This is a genomic window from Dyadobacter sp. CY345 (assembly GCF_021502725.1).
Lineage (GTDB): Bacteria > Bacteroidota > Bacteroidia > Cytophagales > Spirosomataceae > Dyadobacter.
In genome coordinates this window covers 416,494-439,194 of record NZ_JAKFFS010000004.1, presented here as the reverse complement: position 1 = coordinate 439,194, position 22,701 = coordinate 416,494, and the positions used below count along the sequence as shown (strand labels likewise).

Below are 22,701 nucleotides of genomic sequence, written 5' to 3'. Positions count from 1 at the left end.
CAAAATAATTAATCGTAATATACCCTGGTATAATTGTTAGCTGTAAAGGAACTACCTCTTGCAATTTTGACTGCCGAAGAATAGTATATGTAATCGCAATATTCTTGCGGTAATTTATTTAACCTAACATTATGATCAACCAAATTCTTTTTATATCTCTCCGCGTACGTATTGAAATACTCTAAACCGACGTCATTATTGTGTAAATCCATTTGTTTTTCATCATCAGGAGAATCGCATTCATGGGCATCAGTAAGGCCTTCAATTACCTCACGAGCTTTCCAAACGTCTCCATATCGATATGCTGCATGCTTACCTAAGAGAATATTCCAAACAGCATGTAAAAAAGAATTTGCCATGGTATGGTCATTTGCATTGCTACCGTAATAAATTGTGGTGTAATCAAGAGCTTTGCCTGCTGCGTACTCTATTCCACCCTTATCAAGTCTTAAATGATTAGCATAATACCATTTTTCACAAGAGTTGGCTTCCCCTGGGTTATTTCCTGATGTTACCCTCAAATTTCGTCCTTCTGGTAAAGTAGATACTGATATTGCAACTTCATATCCCATTAATTTCTCCATAAAATCAAGAATATCTTCGGAATTTTCCTGAATCTCATTCTCAGACAATTCAGGAAAGTATTTTTTGTATTGTTCAGGTTTAAATTCATCGAAACTAGGGTATTCTTCGAGTACATTTTCTGCGATTTCATCGAAACTGTTTCCCTCAGTTGTCCTCATATTCGCACTACCTTTTCCCTTTGCTGCTATCAATTGTAAATCGTCGGGCCCATATTTTAAAAGTTCTTCGGGATAATTAACAGGAATTTTTGCCTTTAGATTTCTAAATGTTACCAATTTAGTGTCAGTATCACTAATCAACTTACTTTCTTCCTTAACACTTGGTTCGCTACAAGAGTATAGTAAAATTGAAAATAATGATAACAATAGCCCATTTTTAATTCTAAAATTCATAACTTTAAATTGGTTTGATAATGTAAATTATTTAAACTACTCTTAATCTCACCCTCCGACCGCGAAATCTGGGGTGAGATATTTTTTGTAAAGGTATTTCGCTTTGAAATATCAAACTATTAACATAAGGCAATAAATTGTGTAGAATATTATATTTTTTACAATTGTTACTTTTGTTCAAAAACACGTCTTAATCATTTTTGATGATTAGGAGCAATGAAGGATTTATTACAAAGACTTGAATTACATATTCCGCTGCCAACTGATGTTGTTAAATTTTTAAACAACAGGGCGGCAAAAAGGAATTTTAGAGCAAGAGTACAGATCTTAATGCCCAATGAGAACCAAAAGAGTCTATTATTTTTAACAAAAGGGATAACAAGAAATTTTTACAGAACGGAATCCAAAGAATGGACAAGCCGTTTTAGTCAGGCAGGTGACTTTGTAGTTTCAGTTGATAATTTCTTATTGAATTTACCTTGTCAGGAATATATTGAAACTTGTACCCCAATAGAATTTATTGAAATTCCCAAGATCGATTATTTACAGATTCTAACGGATAATCCAGAATTATACATCGCTCTATCGAACATCATGATAGAAAATTTCAAAGCAACTATTGATCGAATGTGTAGCTGGCAAATGCAATCCGCTACTGAGAGGTATCATGCATTTATCCAGCAGTATCCTATTGTACATCAGCAAGTTCAGCAACAACATATAGCGAGTTATCTGGGTATTACTCCCACCGGGCTTTCTCGAATTCGGAAACAAAAAGGAAACGAATATTTACTTTAAAAAGATAAAACAAAATGAATTTAAGCTCTAATTATCCGACTTCCGTTATCTCATTTTAGTCAGTAGAATACTTGATTTAATCATAAGATAGCATTTGTATTTAACAATTTACAGGAACTTACAACAAGTAGTCAGGAGGTAATTACGCCATAAAAATATTGACTAATACCCCAATTCAATATAATTTTTTCCCAAAATCGCTAAATGCTATTCATACAAAAACGTCCCCGCTTCGCTCGAAATCGTAAGTTTTTTAACAGGCGAGGCTTCTACACGACCGACAATTTGCGCCTCTATGCCAAATGACTGTGATAACGCAATCACGCGCGCTGCATGTTCCTCAGCTAAATAAATTTCCAGACGATGCCCCATGTTGAAAACCTTATACATTTCCTGCCATGAGGTACCGCTTTCTTCCTGGATCAATTTGAATAATGGAGGAACCGGCAGCAGGTTATCTTTGATGATATGCAGGTTATCAATAAAATGCAAAATCTTGGTCTGCGCTCCGCCGCTGCAATGAACCATACCGTGAATATGCGGACGAAGTTCGTCCAGCAACGCTTTGGCAACAGGTGCATAGGTGCGCGTCGGAGAAAGAATCAGCTGTCCGACGTTCAATGGCGTCCCTTCAACCGGATCTGTTAATTTTTTTGAACCGCTGTAAATCAGATCGCTGTTAACTTCCGGATCGAAACTTTCACCGTATTTCTCAGCCAGATATTTACCTAAAACATCATGACGGGCAGACGTCAATCCGTTACTTCCCATTCCGCCGTTATACGAAGTTTCGTACGTTGACTGGCCATAAGATGCAAGTCCGACAATTACGTCACCGGCTTTGATATTGGCGTTGTCGACAACTTCCGATCTTTTCATTCTGGCAATGACTGTGCTGTTAACCGTCACGGTTCTTACCAGATCACCAACGTCAGCCGTCTCGCCGCCCGTGCTATAAATTTCCACGCCATAACTGCGCAGCATTTCCAGAATTTCCTCCGCGCCGTTGATCACTTCGGCAATCACCTCACCCGGAATCCTGTTTTTATTTCTATCAATCGTCGATGAATATAACATCGGACCTGTTGCGCCGACGCATAACAAATCGTCGGTATTCATCACAATCGCATCCTGCGCGATACCCTTCCAGACCGAAATATCGCCGGTTTCTTTCCAGTATAAATAAGCCAGCGAAGTTTTTGTACCCGCGCCGTCTGCATGCATGATTGTACAATACTCAGGATCACCGGCCAGCGTATCAGGAACAATTTTGCAAAAAGCTTTGGGATATAATCCTTTGTCAATTTTCTCGATTGCCTTATGTACGTCCTCTTTCGATGCAGATACGCCGCGTTGCAAATAACGGTCGGTGGTTTCCATGCAATAGGTATGGTTAATTCTTGAATAATCTTTTGAAGGGCACAAAAATAGCAAAAAAGATGGGTGGAATGAAGCTTCGTTTACGGATAACGTCAGAGATTACCGTAAGTACTGGCCCTAAGTGACTTAACTGCCAAAACAGGAAAATTTAACAAATTGATAAAAGTTAAAATTTTTTAAACCAATATTCCTCGTTAGCTTTACACTTCGAAGGTCAAATTTGAAAAGACAATATATTCTACTGATTAGGAGTTTATTACCCAGAACCTAAACCAAGCTGAATGTTTATTACGATTCAACGTACCGTTTTCCTAGGCTTACTTTTTTGCGCTGTTTTATCTGGTAATCCTGCCAATGCCCAATCAAAAAATCCACAGAAAGTTGAGGCAGATACGCTAAATGCGATCGGGTCACTTGTTTCTTTTGCAAACAAGCATTTACATATCCCATACCGTTCCGGCGGTACATCAAAAAAAGGTTTTGACTGTTCCGGATTCGTCCGTTATTGTTTCAGCAAATGGGATATTTCCCTGCCTCATTCCAGTGCAGCACAATCAGAAAAAGGGGAAGAAATTGATCTTTCCAAAGCACGCAAAGGCGATCTTATTTTCTTTAAAGGACAAAGTTCAAAAGATTCCAGAATTGGTCATGTCGGTATCATTACCGAAACCGCTCCGGGTTATATCCGTTTTATTCATTCTGCATTTAACGGCGGCGTGCGCTACGATCTGCTGAGCGCTGATTATTACCAAAAACGCTTCGTAGCTATTCGTCGAATGATTAACTGATTTTATGTTTTGTTAGGTTACACAGAGGGTCACAGAGTAAAAAAGAGGTACACAGAGGTTTTGATTTGAGATAAGAAAAAAACGCTGTATAACTCTCCTATTTATCTGTTGTTCCGCGCGTCCGCTCTGTGTCACCTAACAAAAATAACCTTCACAATTCCCCTGCGTTTCCTCAATTGATTGTAAATTTGTAGCAGTAAGCGCATGATTGACTGGGATTAATACCTCTGTGTTTCTCTTTCCTAAGCTGCGCACCTCTGTGTAACCATAATTCGTCTACTGATTTTGAAACTCTGGCAAAAAGAAAATACTGTAACTTCTGAAAAAATTGAGCGATTCACCGTTGGTCGTGATCGTGAAATGGATCTTTTCCTTGCTGAATTCGATGTGCTGGGAAATCTGGCGCATGCGACTATGCTGGAAACGATCGGCTTATTAACTGCCGACGATCTTTCAGCGCTGAAAGTTGAGCTGTTTTCAATTTATAAAGAAATTCAGTTAGGAAACTTCATTATTGAAGAGGGCGTTGAAGATGTTCATTCACAGGTAGAATTGATGCTGACACGGAAACTGGGTGATATCGGCAAAAAAATCCATAGCGGACGTTCGCGTAATGATCAGGTTTTGGTTGATATGAAACTATATACCCGCGACCGTCTTTTTCAGGTTGTTCAGGCAACGGAAAAACTATTTGGTGTTTTGATCAGCCAGTCTGAAAAACATAAAAACGACTTACTTCCGGGTTATACCCATTTGCAGATTGCCATGCCTTCTTCTTTCGGATTATGGTTTGGTGCTTATGCAGAAGCTTTGATTGACGACGTCATTCAATTAAATGCTGCCTATCGCCTTGCAAACAGAAATCCGCTTGGATCCGGTGCTGGTTATGGCACTTCTTTTCCGTTAAACAGAACATTGACAACAGAACTGTTGGGTTTTGAAGGGATGCATCACAACGTGGTTTATGCGCAAATGAGCCGCGGCCGTACGGAACAGGCAGCACTGACCGCCATTGCTTCACTGGCAGCGACGGTTTCAAGACTTGCGATGGACGTTTGTTTGTATAACAGCCAAAATTTCAGTTTCATCGTTTTGCCGGATGACCTGACCACGGGAAGCAGCATTATGCCGCACAAGAAAAACCCGGATGTGGCAGAATTACTTCGCGCAAAAACAAACCGCATGAAAGCACTTCCGATGGAAATTACCATCGTTTTGAGTAATCTTCCTTCGGGATATCACCGTGATATGCAGCTGCTGAAAGAAATCCTGATGCCTGCTTTCGATGAAATTCTGGACTGTCTGGATGTTGCGACCTTTATGCTGGAAAATATAAAAGTGAAAGAAAATCTGCTGGACGATGCCAAATACGATCTTCTTTTTAGTGTTGAGCGTGTGAATGAACTGGTCATCAATGGCGTTCCTTTCCGTGATGCCTACCGCCAGGTTGGCGCGGAAATTGGTGACGGAAGTTATACCGCCCCGCGTGATTTGAAACATACGCATGAAGGCAGCATTGGAAATTTGCAGAACGATTTGATAAAAGCCCGGATGGATCAGGAATTGGCCCGGTTCGGTTTTGAAAAGGTTGAAAAGGCTTTAAGCGATCTGATTGTTTCTTAAAAAAGAAAATGATCAGCATAGATAAGAGAAGTCAACAAGTAGTTTCGTGTTGGCTTCTCTGTGTTATAAGGGTTCTAAACTAACCAAATAAGTTTCAGGAATGCCTGCTTACAAATACGTAATTATTATACTCCTTTCCTTTTGGATAACAGCTTTTGCTTTTATCAATACAAAAAACAATGAAGTTTCAACTCCGCTGAAATCAGTATCCTTATCCGATTCACTATTGACTGGCGAGCAGTTAGCAGGACAATACTGCGCCACCTGCCACCTTTTTCCAAGTCCTTCGCTATTGGATAAAAAAACCTGGACAACTTCGGTATTGCCTAATATGGGTTTTCGCATGGGGATAAATACGTCGGGCAAAAATGTTTATGAAGACATGCTCGCGGAGGAAGAAAAGCTGGTTCGTGATCTGAATATTTATCCGCGCACAGCGACTATTTCAAGAAAAGACTGGAAAAAAATCGTTGAGTATTACGAAAAAGAAGCGCCTGAAAAACCCATCCCTCAGAAACCCGGACCGGTTGTTACCAACCAGCTATCTCTTTTTCAACCGAAAGCAGTTTTCGTTGGCAAAAAAATGTTTCCGCAAACGACACTTCTGAAATTTGATAAAAAATCTTCACAGCTGTATGTGGGTGACGCACAAAACACGCTGTATGTTCTCGACGAAAAATTTCAGCAAAGGGATTCTATCTGGATCAGCACACCTGCTTCTGATATTGATTTTCCTGACAATGCTTCACCGAGATTATTGTCCGTCGGCTCGCTGAAACCGTCTCAGCAAAAATTCGGAAGTCTGGAATCATTAACAAAAACGGATAAAAAAGATCAGTCGAAGGTTAATATCCATTTACTGCACAGGCCGGTAAATTTTGTAGCGACTGACCTCAACATGGACGGAAAAGAGGATGTTGTTATTTCCGAGTTTGGAAATCATACTGGGAGGCTGTTATGGCTGGACAATTTTGAATCTAAAAAGCAACATGTCCTTAAAGAATTGCCAGGAGCCCGAAAAGTCGAAATTGCCGATTTTAACAAGGATAAAAAACCTGATATCATGGCATTGATGACTCAGGCCAGGGAGGAAATTTCGATATTTTATAATTTGGGAAACGGTGAGTTTAAGGAAAAAGTGGTTCTACAATTCCCTCCTGTTTTTGGCTCTATTTATTTTGAACTGGCGGATTTCAACAAGGATGGTTTTCAGGATATTATTCTGACCAATGGAGACAACTGGGATTATTCAGGAATTAAGAAAAACTACCACGGTATCCGTATCTATTTGAATGACGGTAAGGATAATTTCAAACGGGCCTGGTTTTATCCGTTATATGGAGCCAGCAAAGCCATGGCCCGGGATTTCGACGGCGACGGTGATATCGACATCGCTGCTACCTCCTTTTACACTGATCTTGATAATCCAGAGCAGGGTTTTATATATCTTTCCAATGAAGGCAATTTAGATTTCAAGCCCTTTTCTACACCTGAAGGAGTTTCGGGAAAATGGATGATTATGGAGTCCGCGGATTATGATAAGGATGGTGACGAAGATATTATTCTCGGCTCCTATTTTCATAACATCTCAGAACTGACTGTCCTGATGTTTCAAGGTATTACAGTTTATCCTCAGCTCTTGGTTTTGGAGAACAAGACGAAGTGACTTTCCTAATTTCTCGTTTATTCTTTCAGTTTTTTTCTGAGGACTTTTATGAAGAGATTCAAGGCGATGATCAATAGTATCAATACGTAGGCAACGACTCCGAGAAATATAACGTTAGCGCCAATTCCGACTAATTCAGCTTTTTCAAATGAGAAACAGATCATGGTGAGTGTGTTTTATGTTTAGGCAAAAGTATTATTCTGTCTGAATTAAATTCATTGATATCAAAAAGGGTCAACTTTACAGCTGACCCTTTTTGACTATTTAACTAAGAACATAAAAGCAGAGCTATTTTACGTCCCAGAAAAGTTTTGTTGTAAGCTTATCCTGATCTCTTACTGATGAGTAATTGTTCGCATTGTAAGAAATCTCATTACTTGGGATTGTCCATTTCACCGGAGGCAATGTCTGGTTGTTTGCATTATCAACCTGGAAAGTGAACGTTGGAAGATCCAGTCTGCGTGTTTCTGCCCAGTTTTCGTAAGGCTGAACAAGGTTGAAATGAAGCCATTTTTGCGTAGCGATCAAAGAAAGTTTTGCTGTGCTTGAAGTTGCTTTATCCCAGTTTACTCCATCCGCTGCAATGTAGGCCGCGATGGAAGCATCCGTAGCAGGAGTCGGCGCAGCATTAACACCTGTCGCGTTACTTACCGCTGAAATTCCATTATAGAATTTTGTCGATTGAGAGATCGCTGTCTCGTATGCCAATTTAGCCGAAGCGTCGTTTCCAGCTCTTAAATAATATTCCGCTTTGATCAGATTAACCTCAGCTGCGTTGATAATCACACCTGGGAAAAACTGGTTATGACTTGTTACGTAACGGTTATAAATCGCCACTTCTCCGGCGTTGGAAAGTGCAGTTTGCACTGCGGAAGTTGCTGTTGGATCAATACCAATATATTTTCCGGCTGCATTTGCACCTGGCTCAAAAAGGATAGGCAAACGTGGATCAGCGTTGGTATTCATGAAATCAATCATTTTCTTGCCAGCCGTGTTGCCATACCAGCTTCCGTTAGAAGCAATACCATCCTGAAATCCTTTGGAGTTAATGTCAGAGTTTATACTAAACACATTAATCTGAATATTCTCCTCATTGCTTGTAACAATCGGATACGTTGTAGCATTTCCCAAAATCTCAGCCATTTCAGTAGTTGATCTCGATTTGAACGCTTCAACTCCGGAAACGCGGTTTAACATTCTCAGCCGAAGTGAATTGTTATAACGTTTCCATGCAGTCAGATCACCTTTGTTTACAAAATCTTGAGTCTGGAAAGATTTAAGGTATCCTGCATTAATTGTCGTTGAATTCAATTCTGCCGAAATGCTTTTCAAATCGTCAAGCATCATGGTGTAAAGCGCCTGCGGATCGTCAAACTTTGCCAAAGAGCCGGCATAGTCACCACCTTTGATGCTCAACATACCAGCCTCTGTGAAAGGAATAGCACCAAAGAGGTCGATCATTCTTTCCGTCTGATCATACAAATAAATGGTAGCAACAGTCATGAAGAACTTGCGATCTGCTTGTTCAGTTGCTGTTTTGGAATTATATACCTTTTGAAGCTCGCGATACTGAGCAAGCATATTATAGTAATTAAACCAAACCGCTTCTGTTCCGGCCGACCCTGGAATATATTGTCCTGAATCATTGATCCAACCTGTCACCTGGTTGTAATGATTGATCGAAGTGCGGAGTGCTACGAAATAATTGGTATACCCTGGAAGAATATAATCCTTAGTGGATTGTAAAAATCCTGTAAATTGTTTTTCAACCGTCGTTTCAGCAATCTTCGAAGGATCGGCGTAAGAATCAGTAAAATCCGATTCCTTGCAGGACACTGCACTCAGCAAAAGCCCTGCTAATATTAATGATGATATTTTTTTCATTTTCATAATCGAATTAGAAATTAGAAGCTTGCTCTTAACATAACACCCATGGTACGGAATGATGGGTTGTTACCTGCGTTATTCACGTTTTCGTACCATCTTGTACTTGCGTTGGTTTGTTCTGCATCAAGATCCTTAATTGATCTGTAAATGAAGAACAGGTTACGTCCGAACACAGATACTGTTACATTCTGAGTCCCGATTTTGTTTGCTATAAAAGCTGGCAATCTGTAAGCAAGAGAAATTTCTCTCATTTTGATAAAGTTGTTCTTCTTTACATACAATTCATAACGAGAGCTGCTGAACTGCGGTCCACCCCAGTTGTAAGTACTGTTATAATAAACAGCCTGAGAAATGATATTCGTATTGGCTTCTCCAGTTGTAGTAACACCATCCATCAACATACCGTCATGATATACGGTCTGTCCACCAGGTCCCGTAGCCGCATTTGTCGGAACACCTTTGCCATTTGCGTCAACATAGTAAGATAAACCGCCATGCTCTGCGTCCATCGCAGTCAAACTTTCCTCTGTCAAACCTCTTGAAGTCATCCAGTTGATACCCGTTGGCATAATCGAACCACCCCATCTGAAATCTGTTACCACGTCTAGGCTGAAATTTTTGTAACTCAGATTGTTGATAAAACCACCCGTTAGCTTAGGCATTGCATTACCCACTCGTTTGAATTCAGGATCAAGCTGATATAATCCGTTAGGTCCAACAACCTGCTGTCCCTGCGCATTTTTGAGAATTCCATGTACAAAAATATCACCCATCGGACGACCAACAACAGATCTTAACTGTGCAGCGTTACCATCGTAATCAGCATGTAATAATTCCGTTGAGTTATTGGCAAGTTTTTCAACCTTATTAGCATTTTGAGCCAGGTTGATTACCATATCCCAGTTGAAATCATTAGCTCCTGTTCCCTGAATTGGAGAAAAGTTAATCCCAACTTCCAGACCCTTATTTCTTAACGTACCAACGTTAGCAAGGATTGATCTTGCACCAGAAGTTGCAGCAATGGATAAAGGTAAAATCTGATCAACGATCTGCGCATTGTAATAAGAGACATCTAAACCGATACGATTATTTAAAAATTTAGCCTCTAAACCGAATTCAAATTCACGTTTTTGTTCCGGGCGGATTTTATCATTACCGTAACTTGAATTCATATACGTATACAATACCGACTGGCCTCCTGTTTGCTGAACCTGCAAACTTCCCTGCTGATAAGCAACGTTCGCCTGATAAGTCTGAGGATAATTACCCACAACACCGAAAGAACCTCTGATTTTACCGTAACTCAGGAATGACGGCATGTTAAATGCATCCGAGAAAACAAAACTTGTATTAACAGAAGGATATACAAATGAATTGCTTCCCTTAGCCAAGGTTGAAGTACGGTCTCTTCTTATTGTTCCTTCAATAAAAAACAAGTTTTTGTAATCGAAGTTTGCCGTTCCAATGTACGCATCCCTTGTGAATCTGCTACGGGTATTCGTTCCAAGTGTCTTTAAATTGTTTACAGAAGCAGACAAATCATAAAAGCTTTCTGTGCTTAATCCGCCATCTGTGACCACACCAAACATTGTGGTAAGCTCTTTGCGGGCATTATATCCACCAGTAAGCTGAACGGTCATATCCTCGTTTAGCTTTTTAGTATAGGTTAATAAAGCTTCACCAAAGACATTATTATAAAGATTGTTACTCATCCCAAAAGAACCCGTGTAACCAAAAGCAAGCGGTTTTTCAGAAGCCTGTTTGTCTTCAATTCTTTCAGATGTAAAATCAGTTGCGATTCTGCCTCTCAATTTTAACTCAGGAGTAATCTCCCAGTGTTGCGTCAAATTTGCGATGATACGGTTGCTGTATTCGTCGTATGTATTTTTTCTTGTGCTCCATACATAGTCAGCAATGTCACTTTTGAATCCGTTGTATTTAATGATCTCGTTAGGTGTCAAGCTAGGGTTACCCGAAATAGCTGTTACGTATTTATAACCCTGGCTGGTCTGGTATTTATCAAAGTACCAGTCAACATTTTCAAAACGGTTCATCATACCCGTGAAGTTGTTGATCATACGATCCACTTTGAAAGGTCTGTTGTGCGTATGCTGATTTACAAAGTTTACTGTAATGTCAGTCTTTAACTTTTTACCCGTGTTAAAGCTTGAATTAAGGTTTGCGATATTCTTGCTGTTTTTAGACTCATAGCTAATCATTCCGTTATCCTGACGTGTGAAAGAAAAACGAACATTCGCATTATCAGTTACTTTTGAAACTGCAAGGTTAATATTTGAACTGCTTGCATTCTGGAACAAATTTGCATAGCTGTTATTTGATGGAGAATAAGGTCTGATCACACCATCAAATGCCATTACCGGCTGACCGTCAAATTTAGGACCAAAGTTAACGGTTGCATTAAGTAAACCTCTTGTTTCCTTGGTACCGTCTCCGTCGGTATCATAATAAATAAATCCGGCTGCATCCTGCCCACCATTTAAATAATTTAAGGGATATCCAGGACCTCTTACATTCTGGTATCTAGGCAGATATGCAATTTTATCTACGTTATAACTTGCAGTGAAATCAACACCAAATCCTTTTTTACCTTTTCCACTTTTTGTCGTTACTAACATAACGCCATTCACTGCCTCTGAACCATACAGAGCCGCGGCGGATGCACCTTTCAAAACAGAGATACTTTCGATATCAGCAGGGTTCAAGTCTAAAAGACCGTTTCCGCGTATACGTTGATCACCCCAAAAATCTGTATTTCTTGATTCACCGTTACGAATTGGCACCCCATCCAATACCAGAAGTGGCTGCGTATTTCCGGAAATCGAACTGAAGCCACGGATACTAACACTTATCCCACTGGTTGCACCACCCGGCGTAGCGTTAATGGTAACTCCAGGAGCTTTTCCATACAATGCGGCTGCAAAGTTGGGAGAAGCCGTTTTTACCAAAGATTCATTGTTGATTGTGGCCGTTGCATAACCTAATGCGCGTTGCTCCTTAGGAATACCTAAAGCTGTAACAACAACCTCATTCAATTGAGAAGCATCTTCTTCCATTGTTACATCAACAACCGATTGCGTTCCCACGATTACCTCTTTCGATTTGTAACCAATAAAAGAGAAAACCAATGTGTTATTTGCCTTGGCTGAAATGCTGAATGCCCCATCGGCATCTGAGGTTGTACCGGAGGTGGTACCTTTTACAAGCACCGACACGCCAGGCAGTGATGAGCCGTCAGAGCTGCTTGTAACTTTCCCTGATATCGTCTGAGCGAATACAGGTCCACTTATTACCATCAACATGACAATAAGTCTAAGTAAATTTTTTCCCATAGAGAGTTAAATGAATTTGATGTTCGCTGATTTTTTAAATAATAAAAAGCTTAACACAAACTTAATAAGTTATTTTAATAATTAACTAAACAAATTAAAAATAAATTATGTTATTCGAGAATATTAATAATATATCTATCGAATAGAGTTTGATGAGCGAAGAAAATTTCGACGTTTGAGAGATAAACCGAATTAGCTGTATTGTTAACAGAATGTTACAAATACTATGAGGTTTTCACCTTAATGAAAGACCACGACCTGCGAAAATCAGCAGATCAATGAATGGTAAACATTTTCTTCAAGACTACCTTAATCCAAATAAATAACGGTCCCAGCCTGCCCGACTGAAGCATTTCCTAACTCGTCGGCATGGCAAATTGTAACTTTTGATACACCACTGTGCAAAGCTGCAAACGCATTGTCCATTTTAGGTATCATGCCTTTATTAATAGCACCAGATTCCTTGTAACCAGCATATTGATCAGGTGTTAGGGAAGAAATCACTGAGTCATCATTCTCAGAGTCAGAAAGAACTCCTCTTTTTTCGAAGCAATAAATCAGATTGACATCATAATGTCTGGCCATAGCAACTGCCATTGCCGAAGCCATAGTGTCGGCGTTGGTATTTAGCAGTAACCCACCACTACTATACGTCAGCGGTGCAATCACCGGAACCAGGCCGCTATGTAACAAAGCGTTGACCTGAATATCGTTCACCTCCTCAATATCTCCCACAAAGCCGTAGTCGATTGTTTTTACTGGTCTTTTCACCGAACGGATAATTCCACCGTCCGCACCAGTAAGCCCTATCGCATTACATCCGATTGCCTGAAGCATCGCCACCAGATTTTTATTTACCAGGCCGCCATATACCATCGTAACCACATCCAGCATCGGCTTATCCGTAATTCTCCGGCCGTCCACCATTTGTGTCTCGATCTGAAGACTGGCAGCTATTTGCGTTGCCACTTTTCCTCCGCCATGCACCAGAATTTTCGTTCCTGATAATTTAGAAAAGGCTTCCAAAAAACGAGAGCATGCCTCCGGGTTATCAATTACATTTCCTCCGATTTTGACTACGTAAAGTGGTTGCGACATCGATCTGCTGTTTTACTATGCTTTTTTTGAGGTCGCAAAGTTAGCAGAAAACGTTTAGCACACTCAACAATTCGACTTAAATCAAAAGTAATTCTGTTTATTGTAAAACTTTTTGGGACTTTTAGCAGGATGGAAAATTATTCTGCCAGACAATTTGCACTTTTGTATTCGCATACGGGATATGCTTTCGGTGAATTTTTTCGATCAAAAAACGTTCAATATATAAATCGTTGTAAGCCCCACCAGTTTACTAGATAATTAATTCAATACAAGACAGTCTGAATCTTAACGAATTCAGCTCCTACTATCAAAATATCCAATGAAACGAAGTCTTTTTCTATTCATTATTGTTTGCGCTTTTTTTGCAAAAACTATGGCATTTGCGCAAATTCAGAAACATGCGCACTGGACTTATACATTTTCCAAAACCGATGTAAAAGCGGGTGAAACCATTGACCTGATCTTTACCGCAACACTTGATAAAGACTGGTATCTGTATTCCTCAGACTTCGATCCTGATTTGGGTCCGATGCTTACTTCCTTCGCTTTTACTCCCAATAAATCATTCGCGCTGGTTGGCAAATTGAAACCGCAGAACCCGAAAACGAAATATGAGGAAATCTGGGGAGGAAATGTTAAATTCTTCGATGACAAAGCGGTTTTTAAACAATCCGTAAAAATCCTGACTGCAAATCCGGTTATTAAAGGAAGTTCTGAATATCAGACATGCAGCCATACATCCGGACTTTGCGTTCCCGGAAATGATGATTTTGAATTTAAAGGTTTAAAAGTAGTTGCCGATGCAGGAGCGTCTACACAAACTTTGACCGGAAGCACGCCAGCAGAAGCAAGCACGGTGGCGGCTGCTGAAACAACAGATTCTACAAATCAGGAAACAGCAAATATTACAATCAAAGCAGGTGATTCCTCGGAAGCTACTGGTGAAAAAATCGCTCCGAAAATCGATTTGAGCAGGGAAGATCAGGGCGCAGATAAATCTTTATGGGGATTCGCTTTGGCGGCGTTTCTATCTGGCTTGGTTGCTTTGTTGACGCCTTGCGTGTTTCCTATTATCCCGATGACGGTTAGTTATTTTACTAATCAGACCAATGGAAAAGTAAAAGCGTTGCTGTATGGAATTTCGATTGTATTGATCTATACTTTAATAGGTACTGTCGTTTCAAGATTAAACGGACCGGCTTTCGCCAATTTCCTGAGTACCCACTGGATTCCAAACGTACTTTTTTTCGCCATCTTTTTTGTCTTTGGATTATCATTTTTAGGCTTATTCGAGATTGTTCTGCCAAGCGCATTTGTCAATAAAATGGATGCCAAATCGGATCAGGGCGGATATGCCGGGATTTTCTTTATGGCATTTACGCTCGTTTTGGTATCATTTTCATGCACAGGGCCAATCGTGGGAAGTCTTTTAGTGGCTTCGGCGGGCGGTGCTGTGGTGAAACCGATTATAGGTATGGCTGCATTTTCCTCAGCCTTTGCTATTCCCTTTACGCTCTTTGCGCTGTTTCCTCAATGGCTGAAATCGCTTCCAAAATCTGGTGGCTGGCTGAATACTGTTAAAGTGGTTTTGGGCTTTCTGGAACTTGCTTTGGCACTGAAATTCCTGAGTATTGCAGACCAGGTCTACCACTGGCATTTATTAGACCGTGAAGTGTATCTAGCTTTCTGGATCGTCATTTTCTCGATGTTAGGATTTTATCTTCTGGGAAAAATTCTGACACCACACGATTCACCGATTGAGCGTGTAAGCGTGCCACGAATTTTGTTATCGATTATCACATTCACTTTTGTAATATACATGCTTCCCGGTATGTGGGGCGCACCTTTGAAAGCGCTTGCCGGATATCTGCCCCCGCAGTCGACTATCGATTTTGATTTAAGTAAACGTGTCAACACCACAGCCGCTGCCGGCTCTTCCGAAGTTTCTAAAAAGTATGCTGATTTATTCCATTTGCCGCATGACCTTGATGGTTTTTTTGAAATCAAGGAAGCGCAGGCTTATGCGAAAAAAGTTAACAAGCCGGTATTTATTGACTTTACAGGACATGGCTGTGTGAATTGTCGCGAAATGGAAGCGCGGGTATGGTCGGATCCGGAAGTACTGAAACGCCTTCAAAATGATTTTGTAATCGCCGCGCTTTATGTGGATGACAAAACAGAATTGCCCGAAGCAGATTGGTATACCTCGAAATATGACAATAAGGTTAAGAAAACCATTGGAGCGCAAAATGCTGACTTGCAGATTGTAAAATATAATAACAATGCGCAACCTCATTATTGCATCGTTGATCAGGAAGGAAATTTGCTGGTTGCTCCAAAAAATTATGATCTGAACCCGGCACATTTTGTCGATTTTCTTGAAAGTGCAAAGACGGCCTACAAGAAGTTATAACTAAAAAATTCGCCTGGGCGTCAAATTATTCAGCAAAGATTTTGGTGGTTCTATTGTTTAGCGACGATAGAACCACTTCTTATTTATACAAAAATGAAAAAAGTGATGAGATTTGTCACCTACCTGTCTTCATAGAAAATAGATGTTGCTATATTTCTATGAAATTAATGCTAAAACGATTTAACAAATTAATTATAACGCTGATGCCTAAACGCTGGTCAATACTCTACCTTTTAATCTTCGGATTGAATGTTTGTTTTGCGCAAAATTTTCAACCTCCTGCTGTTCCACTAATCACGATCGATCCATACACAAGCGTTTGGTCATTTGGAGGCGAATTGACAGGTTCTCCAACCAAACACTGGACCGGCAAGCCCAATCCGATCGATGGACTGATCCGAGTGGATGGAAAAACATATCGGTTCATGGGCGCACCAACAGCTGTGCTGAAGACCATTGTTCCGACAGCGAAAACAGAATCCTACGAAGCGGCGTTTATAACAGAAAAGCCAGCAGCGGATTGGTATAAGGAAAGCTTCAAAGCCACGACCTGGAAAACAGGAAGTGCTCCATTTGCTACGAAAGACAGAAATGACGCCATGTTGAAAACCGGAACTGTATTTCCAAAGGAAGTATGGTATCGCCGGGAGTTCACACTGGACAACATCAATTTTGAAAATATTGGTTTAAATATATTTCATGACGATGACGCTTCTGTTTACATCAATGGTGTTTTAGCTTATGAATGTTCAAACTGTTTCACCGGTGATTATGAAACACGAAAAATCAGTGCTGCTGCTAAGAAGGCATTACGAAAAGGAAAAAATATCATAGCGGCTCATTGCAAAAATGGAGCCGGACCAGGTTATATCGACATCGGCCTGACAGATGAGCTGGCGCCAAAAGGTCCCGATGTTATTTTGAATGCGAAACAAGTGAATTTTACGATGAAAGCCACGCAAAGTATTTATGAGTTTGACGCTGGCCCGATTCATCTGACAACACGTTTCGTAGCTCCGCTTCTGATGGATAATCTGGCTTTATTGTCTCGTCCCGTAAACTATATCGTCTATGATGTAAGATCGAATGATGGTAAAGTCCACGATGTTCAGGTACTTACATCTGTATCCGGGTTACTTGCTGTGCATGAAGGAAGCCAGGAAGTGACGGAAAGAAAAGGTAAAGACGGAGATCTGGTGACGCTTGCTATCGGTAGTGTGGATCAGAAAATTTTGCAGCGCAAAGGTGATGACGTAAGGATTGACTGGGGATATGCTTATCTGGCTGCAAATGAAAAATCCGTTCATATCGCCGGACTTGGAACACCTGCCGGACTGATGAAAAATTTTACTGAAAAAGGAGAGCTTGACCAGATAAATTTGGCTGTCATCGGCACAGGTGGCGATCGGGCAATGGCCATTGTTACAACACTTGGAAAAGTTAACAAGGGTAGTTCAGAACATGTAATGATTGGTTATGACGATGAATTTTCTGTTCAGTATTTTGGTAAAAACTTGCTGCCGTGGTGGAATAAAAATGGTGACAAAACCATTCAGGGAGAACTGAAAGACGCAGAGACAAATTTCAATTCGATTTTTGCGGCGTGTAATGCGGTGGATGTAAAAATTTATAACGACGCATTTAAAACCGGTGGAAAGATGTATGCTGATCTTTGTGTAATGGCATATCGCCAGGCAATTTCCGCACATAAGCTCGTAGCCGGACCTAACGAAATACCGCTGTTTTTATCAAAAGAAAATTTCAGCAATGGTTCGATCGGAACAGTCGACGTTACGTATCCGTCTGCTCCGCTTTTTCTCGTTTATAATCCAACGTTGCTGAAAGGAATGATGGAACCAATATTCTACTATTCGGAAAGCGGAAAATGGACCAAACCTTTTGCAGCGCACGATATCGGCACTTATCCGCTCGGAAACGGACAAACTTATGGCGAAGATATGCCTGTGGAGGAATCAGGTAATATGCTGATTTTAACTTATGCCATTTGTAAAACAGAAAAAAGTACTGACTTCGCAAAAAAGCATTGGAAAACCTTGTCCGTTTGGGCTAACTATTTGAAGAAAGAAGGCTTTGATCCTGCTAACCAACTTTGTACAGACGATTTTGCAGGACACCTGGCGCGAAATACCAACTTGTCCATTAAAGCCATTATGGGCTTGGCATCGTATTCGAAATTGGCCGAACAACTCGGCGAAACGAAAGAAGCAGCAGAAGTTAATGTGTTGGTAAAAGAGTTTGCTCAAAAATGGATGCAGATGGCAAACGATGGCGATCACTATGCACTGACTTTTGATAAAAAAGGAACATGGAGCCAAAAATATAATCTGGTTTGGGATGAACTTCTGGACCTGAACGTGTTTCCAAAAGAAGTTGCAAAAAAAGAAGTCAATTATTATCTGAAAAAACAATTGCCTTTTGGCTTACCGTTGGACAGCAGAAAAACTTACACAAAATCAGACTGGATTATCTGGACAGCAACTTTGGCTGATAACCAAAAAGATTTCGAGGCATTTATCCAGCCGGTATATCATTATGCGACTACAACTCCGGATCGTATTCCGCTTTCGGACTGGCATGAAACAAAGGATGGAAAATCAGTGGGATTCCGGGCGCGCTCGGTAGTTGGGGGTTACTATATGAAGGTGTTGGAAGCGAAGTTGAGATAATCAAATCAGTGCAAGATGAGAATTGGGTTTATTCATCTTGCACTAATTTTTACCAATGTCTTCCCGAACTTTTTTAATTTTACCCGATATATCGTAGATATCAAATTACGTTCAAGAATTACTTTTCCTTCTTAAATCTTCCTTGATTTCCTCAACCAGTGATTCAGAACAATTAGCAAGAGCTGCGATTTTGGAAATATCGAAATCCGTATTAAGCAACATATTTTTCGCAATCTCGTACGTTTTGCTTCGTTCACCTCGCTCTATACCTTGCACAATTCCCTTTTCCATCCCTTTTTCAATCCCCTCCTCCATGGTGATCATCTTGATGACTTCTATAATTCCCATAGCTACTGATTTTACCTGATATACTGTTGATATCAAATTACGTTCAAAAATTACTTTCCCTTCTTAAACCTTCCTTGATTTCCTCAACCAGTGATTCAGAACAATTAGCAAGAGCTGCGATTTTGGAAATATCGAAATCCGTATTAAGCAACATATTTTTAGCTATCTCGTACGTTTTGCTTCGTTCACCTCGCTCTATACCTTGCACAATTCCTTTTTGGATTCCCTTTTCCATCCCTTTTTCAATCCCCTCCTCCATAGTGATCATCTTGATGGCTTCTATAATTCCCATAGCTGTCTCATTTCCAGTTAATATATTTACCTGATTATCAAATTTACTATTTAATTCAGAATTATCAATGTGAATAAAAGTCTTGAGAAAAAAGAGAAAACGCCTGATTTTTTCAGGATCATATCGCTTACTATTTATCAATGCCCTTACTATTTGTAATCTTTGTTCGCTCAGTTCAGCTTCCGGAGTTTTATCGGATAACTTAGCTTTTTGAGCAGCCAGAATTACCAGAGCAAAAAGATTATCCATTTCTACCAACTGCTCCTCATCATGGTCAAATATCTGGTAAGCATTGTATTTGTAGGTAATTTCTGTGCCTAAAAAATTCCTTCTGTATTCCGATGGCTGCTTTTGCTTCTGTTTCCCGGTAAAAACAGCCAGTGCCGCTACTTCAACTTCAAACCTGTCCAGTATTCTGTAATAATACTGAAACATACGTTTCGGAAAATTTTTGATTGCTCCGTCCTGAATTTCGATATGAACCAGAATATATTCTTCAGCACCGGTTTTCAGGTATGTTTTTACCAACATATCTACAAATCTGCTACCACCCTTTTTCTGTAAATCCGGAAAAAGCTCTGCAAGCTCCTTGTCCATAAATTCGAAGCCGCGTTCGAGATCAAACAGCTCATCAGCGTTTTCAAAAAAGAAAAGAAGTAAATCTGAGAACGCCTCTTCGAAAGCACTTTTTAGTAAAATGTCATTTTTCCTTCGCATGTCTGGGCTGATTAATGTCAAAAAACCACTTGCAAAACTGAGAACTCAGTAATACAAGTGGTCTTTTGTATCAGTATTAGGACGTAACCTCAGCCGATATGTCTCGAAAATTATTTACCCAAAGTTTTGAAAAGCATTCCTTTGGTAACTTTGTCCGTTAGCGCCATACCATTCAGGATAGCAAGGTCTTCCAGTTTGTTGTCTGGCATATTAGCACTTTTCAGTGCATCACGGAGCGTTCCATCACTTTGAACCGTTTTGATACGAATACGTTCTGGCTCCCTGTTCAATTTTGAAGCGTCGGTTAAGGATTTAAAACCTTGTGCAACTGATTTGAATTGATTCAAATTTGCTCCAAAATCCGTACTTGCAGCAACCCCATGAATGACATAAATAGAACCGTTATATTGGATCAACCAACTTGCAATTTGTGCAGCGTTGGCAGCCGCAGCAGTTTGTCCCTGTGCAACCTGTTTTGCAATCATCGCGATTGCAGGATTACCGTTGATTGTTGTTTTGTTGTTTTCAGAAACCTGTAGACTGTAATTCTTAACAATTGTCTGAGCCGCTTCTTCCAGCGATTTTCCCTCAGCTATTGTGAAAAGCATCATTGCTTTGCCATCCTTTGAAGCCATCTGAAATTGTGCCGGTGTATTTTCTGTCTGCCAACCCGATGGCACCGGGAATTGAAACTTTAATCCCGGATGATAAAACTGACCACCTTCTACAAAACCTTGTTTCGGGTCAACACCATATATTAAACCTTCAATTCTGCGAAGGTAAACATCACGATTCACATTGTAACTTGCCTTATGCGCTGATTGGTAAGAAGTAGCAAGTTGTTTAACTTTCACCTGCCGATTTCCCGGATCCGGGTGAGTGGACTGGAAAGTTGGTATGGTTTGTCCGGATTTTTCGCTGATCCTTTTCAGTGTTCCAAAGAAATCTGCCATTTCATTGGCGTCATATCCAATTTTACTAGAATAGTCAACACCTAACTCGTCAGATTGCGTTTCGTGATCCCGACCATATTTTAACAATAATAATCCCAAACCTTGCGAAGCCTGTTCTGACATACTTCTGAAAGTTGGTGAAAGGACGGATCCGGCCAGCAGAACTCCTTGTGTAAAAACTTGTTTGGTTTGCTGACTTGCAGAGTGACGCGCTGCTATGTGTCCAATCTCATGACCTAAAACACCTGCGAATTCAGCCTCATTATTAAAATGCGCCATAATTCCGCGTGTAAAATATACGTAACCACCCGGAACGGCAAACGCATTTACAACAGGAGAATCGACAATAAAAAACTGATAATTTACATCAGGACGGTGAGAAATTTTCCCCATTGCCTTTCCTTTGTCATTAATAAAAGCCGTCAGATCTTTGTCATCGTATAATCCCATAGAAGCGACTACCGATGGATGTGATTCTGCACCTAAGGCTTTTTCTTTTTCCGGAGACATGAAAATAATTTCATTTTTTCCGGTAACCGGGTTTTTAGAACAACCAGAAAAAACCCCGGCAGCCAGTACGCATGCAAGTATGTGCGATTGATACTTAATAGTCATATTTATTTTGGTATTTTTTGTTAGTAAGCTGATCAAAATTAGGTAAGTATTGAACGGTAATCAAAGAATCATGCCAATAGTTACTGTTATACGTTTTTGACTTCAAAACATTGATTTGGTTACAATCTGTCAGGCCCGGTTATTTATTTAATTTAAGAATCTCTTTATATCTTACCTTCGTTAACAATTTTTGCAGATAATATTGATTTAGATGTCAACAAGCCAACTAATTTAAGCCGCATTATTGACCATACTTTCTACATGAATGCCAAAAAAAGTATATTCAGTGCACTTCCGCCTTGGCTAGCACGGTTTGATTTTCTGGGGTTGTTTGAAAAAGACCCTTTCGGTAATTTTTTGAGCATAAAACGCTTTTTCATATTCGTGATTGGCTGGTTTACCTATTATCGCTATACGGCAGTTAATAAAATAAAAATTACAGGCAGCGAACAATTAGTTGACCTTCCTGATCATGGCGTTATATTTTTATCAAATCATCAAACTTACTTCGCCGACGTAATTGCTTTCTACCATATTTTCTGCGCGACCAAATGGGGATACAAGGATACCATTTCGCCGCCATTTTATCTTTTTTCGCCGAGAGCCCGCTGTTATTATGTAGCCGCTTCTGAAACAATGAAAGAAGGAATCCTGCCAAAATTATTCAGTATTGGTGGCGCGATTACCATTGACAGATCCTGGCGGGCAAACGGAGAAAATGTAAAACGGGAGCTGGACAATTCAGCTCAGGACAAAATTGGCATGGGCTTGAAACACGGATGGGTCGTTAGTTTTCCGCAAGGCACTACAAAACCTTTTGCTCCGGTCAGAAAAGGAACGGCGCATTTGATCAAAGAACATCAACCCATTGTAATACCAGTCGTTATTAATGGTTTTAGAAGAGCTTTTGATAAAAAAGGATTACGTTTTAAAAAGCGAAATACTACGCTGACTGTTCATTTTAAAGCGCCCATGCACTTTTTGCCCGACGAATCCATAGACAGTATGATTGAAAGGGTTACCAAAGCAATTGAGCAGGAGCCACCGAAAGAAGTCAATACCATTACAGAATAATACGTCGGCATTATTTTTGTATCTCCATCTTCTGA

15 protein-coding genes are annotated in these 22,701 nt (G+C 40.2%); 7 read left to right on the top strand and 8 right to left on the bottom strand.

The window, feature by feature from the left end:
* Positions 1-8: 8 nt before the first annotated feature.
* Positions 9-977, bottom strand: a complete 969-nt coding sequence (locus L0657_RS19170; protein ID WP_235152366.1) for a DUF6973 domain-containing protein — start codon at positions 975-977, stop codon at positions 9-11.
* Between the two features lie 216 nt (positions 978-1,193).
* Between L0657_RS19170 and L0657_RS19165 the strand changes: the two genes are divergently transcribed.
* Positions 1,194-1,775, top strand: a complete 582-nt coding sequence (locus L0657_RS19165; RefSeq protein WP_235152365.1) for a Crp/Fnr family transcriptional regulator — start codon at positions 1,194-1,196, stop codon at positions 1,773-1,775.
* Positions 1,776-1,982: 207 nt separating this feature from the next.
* Here the strand turns inward: L0657_RS19165 and L0657_RS19160 are convergent, their stop codons facing one another.
* On the bottom strand, positions 1,983-3,155 hold the full coding sequence (locus L0657_RS19160; RefSeq protein WP_235152364.1) for an AIR synthase related protein: 1,173 nt from the start codon (positions 3,153-3,155) through the stop codon (positions 1,983-1,985).
* Positions 3,156-3,436: 281 nt separating this feature from the next.
* Between L0657_RS19160 and L0657_RS19155 the strand changes: the two genes are divergently transcribed.
* From L0657_RS19155 to L0657_RS19145, 3 genes are all read left to right on the top strand, one after another.
* Positions 3,437-3,943 carry a C40 family peptidase gene (locus L0657_RS19155; protein ID WP_235152363.1) on the top strand — a complete coding sequence of 169 codons (507 nt, stop codon included), beginning with the start codon at positions 3,437-3,439 and terminating at the stop codon, positions 3,941-3,943.
* Between the two features lie 285 nt (positions 3,944-4,228).
* Positions 4,229-5,566 (top strand): argininosuccinate lyase, encoded by a 1,338-nt coding sequence (argH, locus tag L0657_RS19150; RefSeq protein WP_235152362.1) that lies wholly within the window; start codon positions 4,229-4,231, stop codon positions 5,564-5,566.
* A 100-nt stretch (positions 5,567-5,666) separates the two neighbouring features.
* Positions 5,667-7,232 carry a VCBS repeat-containing protein gene (locus L0657_RS19145; RefSeq protein ID WP_235152361.1) on the top strand — a complete coding sequence of 522 codons (1,566 nt, stop codon included), beginning with the start codon at positions 5,667-5,669 and terminating at the stop codon, positions 7,230-7,232.
* A gap of 288 nt (positions 7,233-7,520) precedes the next feature.
* Here L0657_RS19145 and L0657_RS19140 read toward each other — a convergent pair whose 3' ends face one another.
* From L0657_RS19140 to argB, 3 genes are all read right to left on the bottom strand, one after another.
* Complete coding sequence (locus tag L0657_RS19140; RefSeq protein ID WP_304488741.1) at positions 7,521-9,116, bottom strand: SusD/RagB family nutrient-binding outer membrane lipoprotein; 1,596 nt, start codon at positions 9,114-9,116, stop codon at positions 7,521-7,523.
* Positions 9,117-9,136: 20 nt separating this feature from the next.
* Positions 9,137-12,469 (bottom strand): SusC/RagA family TonB-linked outer membrane protein, encoded by a 3,333-nt coding sequence (locus L0657_RS19135; RefSeq protein WP_235152359.1) that lies wholly within the window; start codon positions 12,467-12,469, stop codon positions 9,137-9,139.
* A 309-nt stretch (positions 12,470-12,778) separates the two neighbouring features.
* The gene (argB, locus tag L0657_RS19130; protein WP_235152358.1) at positions 12,779-13,567 is read right to left on the bottom strand and encodes an acetylglutamate kinase; all 789 of its coding nucleotides are present in this window, start codon (positions 13,565-13,567) and stop codon (positions 12,779-12,781) included.
* A gap of 373 nt (positions 13,568-13,940) precedes the next feature.
* Here argB and L0657_RS19125 point away from each other — a divergent pair, with 373 nt between their 5' ends.
* Both L0657_RS19125 and L0657_RS19120 read left to right on the top strand, forming a co-directional pair.
* Positions 13,941-15,980, top strand: a complete 2,040-nt coding sequence (locus L0657_RS19125; protein WP_235152357.1) for a cytochrome c biogenesis protein CcdA — start codon at positions 13,941-13,943, stop codon at positions 15,978-15,980.
* Between the two features lie 203 nt (positions 15,981-16,183).
* Positions 16,184-18,667 carry a glutaminase family protein gene (locus tag L0657_RS19120; RefSeq protein WP_235152356.1) on the top strand — a complete coding sequence of 828 codons (2,484 nt, stop codon included), beginning with the start codon at positions 16,184-16,186 and terminating at the stop codon, positions 18,665-18,667.
* A gap of 111 nt (positions 18,668-18,778) precedes the next feature.
* Here the strand turns inward: L0657_RS19120 and L0657_RS19115 are convergent, their stop codons facing one another.
* The 3 genes from L0657_RS19115 to L0657_RS19105 form a co-directional block, all read right to left on the bottom strand.
* Positions 18,779-19,015: a hypothetical protein gene (locus L0657_RS19115; RefSeq protein WP_235152355.1), complete on the bottom strand. Its 237-nt coding sequence runs from the start codon at positions 19,013-19,015 to the stop codon at positions 18,779-18,781.
* Positions 19,016-19,058: 43 nt separating this feature from the next.
* Positions 19,059-20,024: a hypothetical protein gene (locus tag L0657_RS19110; RefSeq protein ID WP_235152354.1), complete on the bottom strand. Its 966-nt coding sequence runs from the start codon at positions 20,022-20,024 to the stop codon at positions 19,059-19,061.
* Positions 20,025-20,134: 110 nt separating this feature from the next.
* A complete protein-coding gene (locus L0657_RS19105) occupies positions 20,135-21,592 on the bottom strand; it encodes a M48 family metalloprotease (protein WP_235152353.1) in 1,458 nt (485 codons plus the stop codon).
* Between the two features lie 261 nt (positions 21,593-21,853).
* On the opposite strand from L0657_RS19105, the gene L0657_RS19100 reads away from it, so the two are divergent.
* The gene (locus tag L0657_RS19100) at positions 21,854-22,666 is read left to right on the top strand and encodes a 1-acyl-sn-glycerol-3-phosphate acyltransferase (RefSeq protein WP_235152352.1); all 813 of its coding nucleotides are present in this window, start codon (positions 21,854-21,856) and stop codon (positions 22,664-22,666) included.
* Positions 22,667-22,701: the final 35 nt, after the last annotated feature.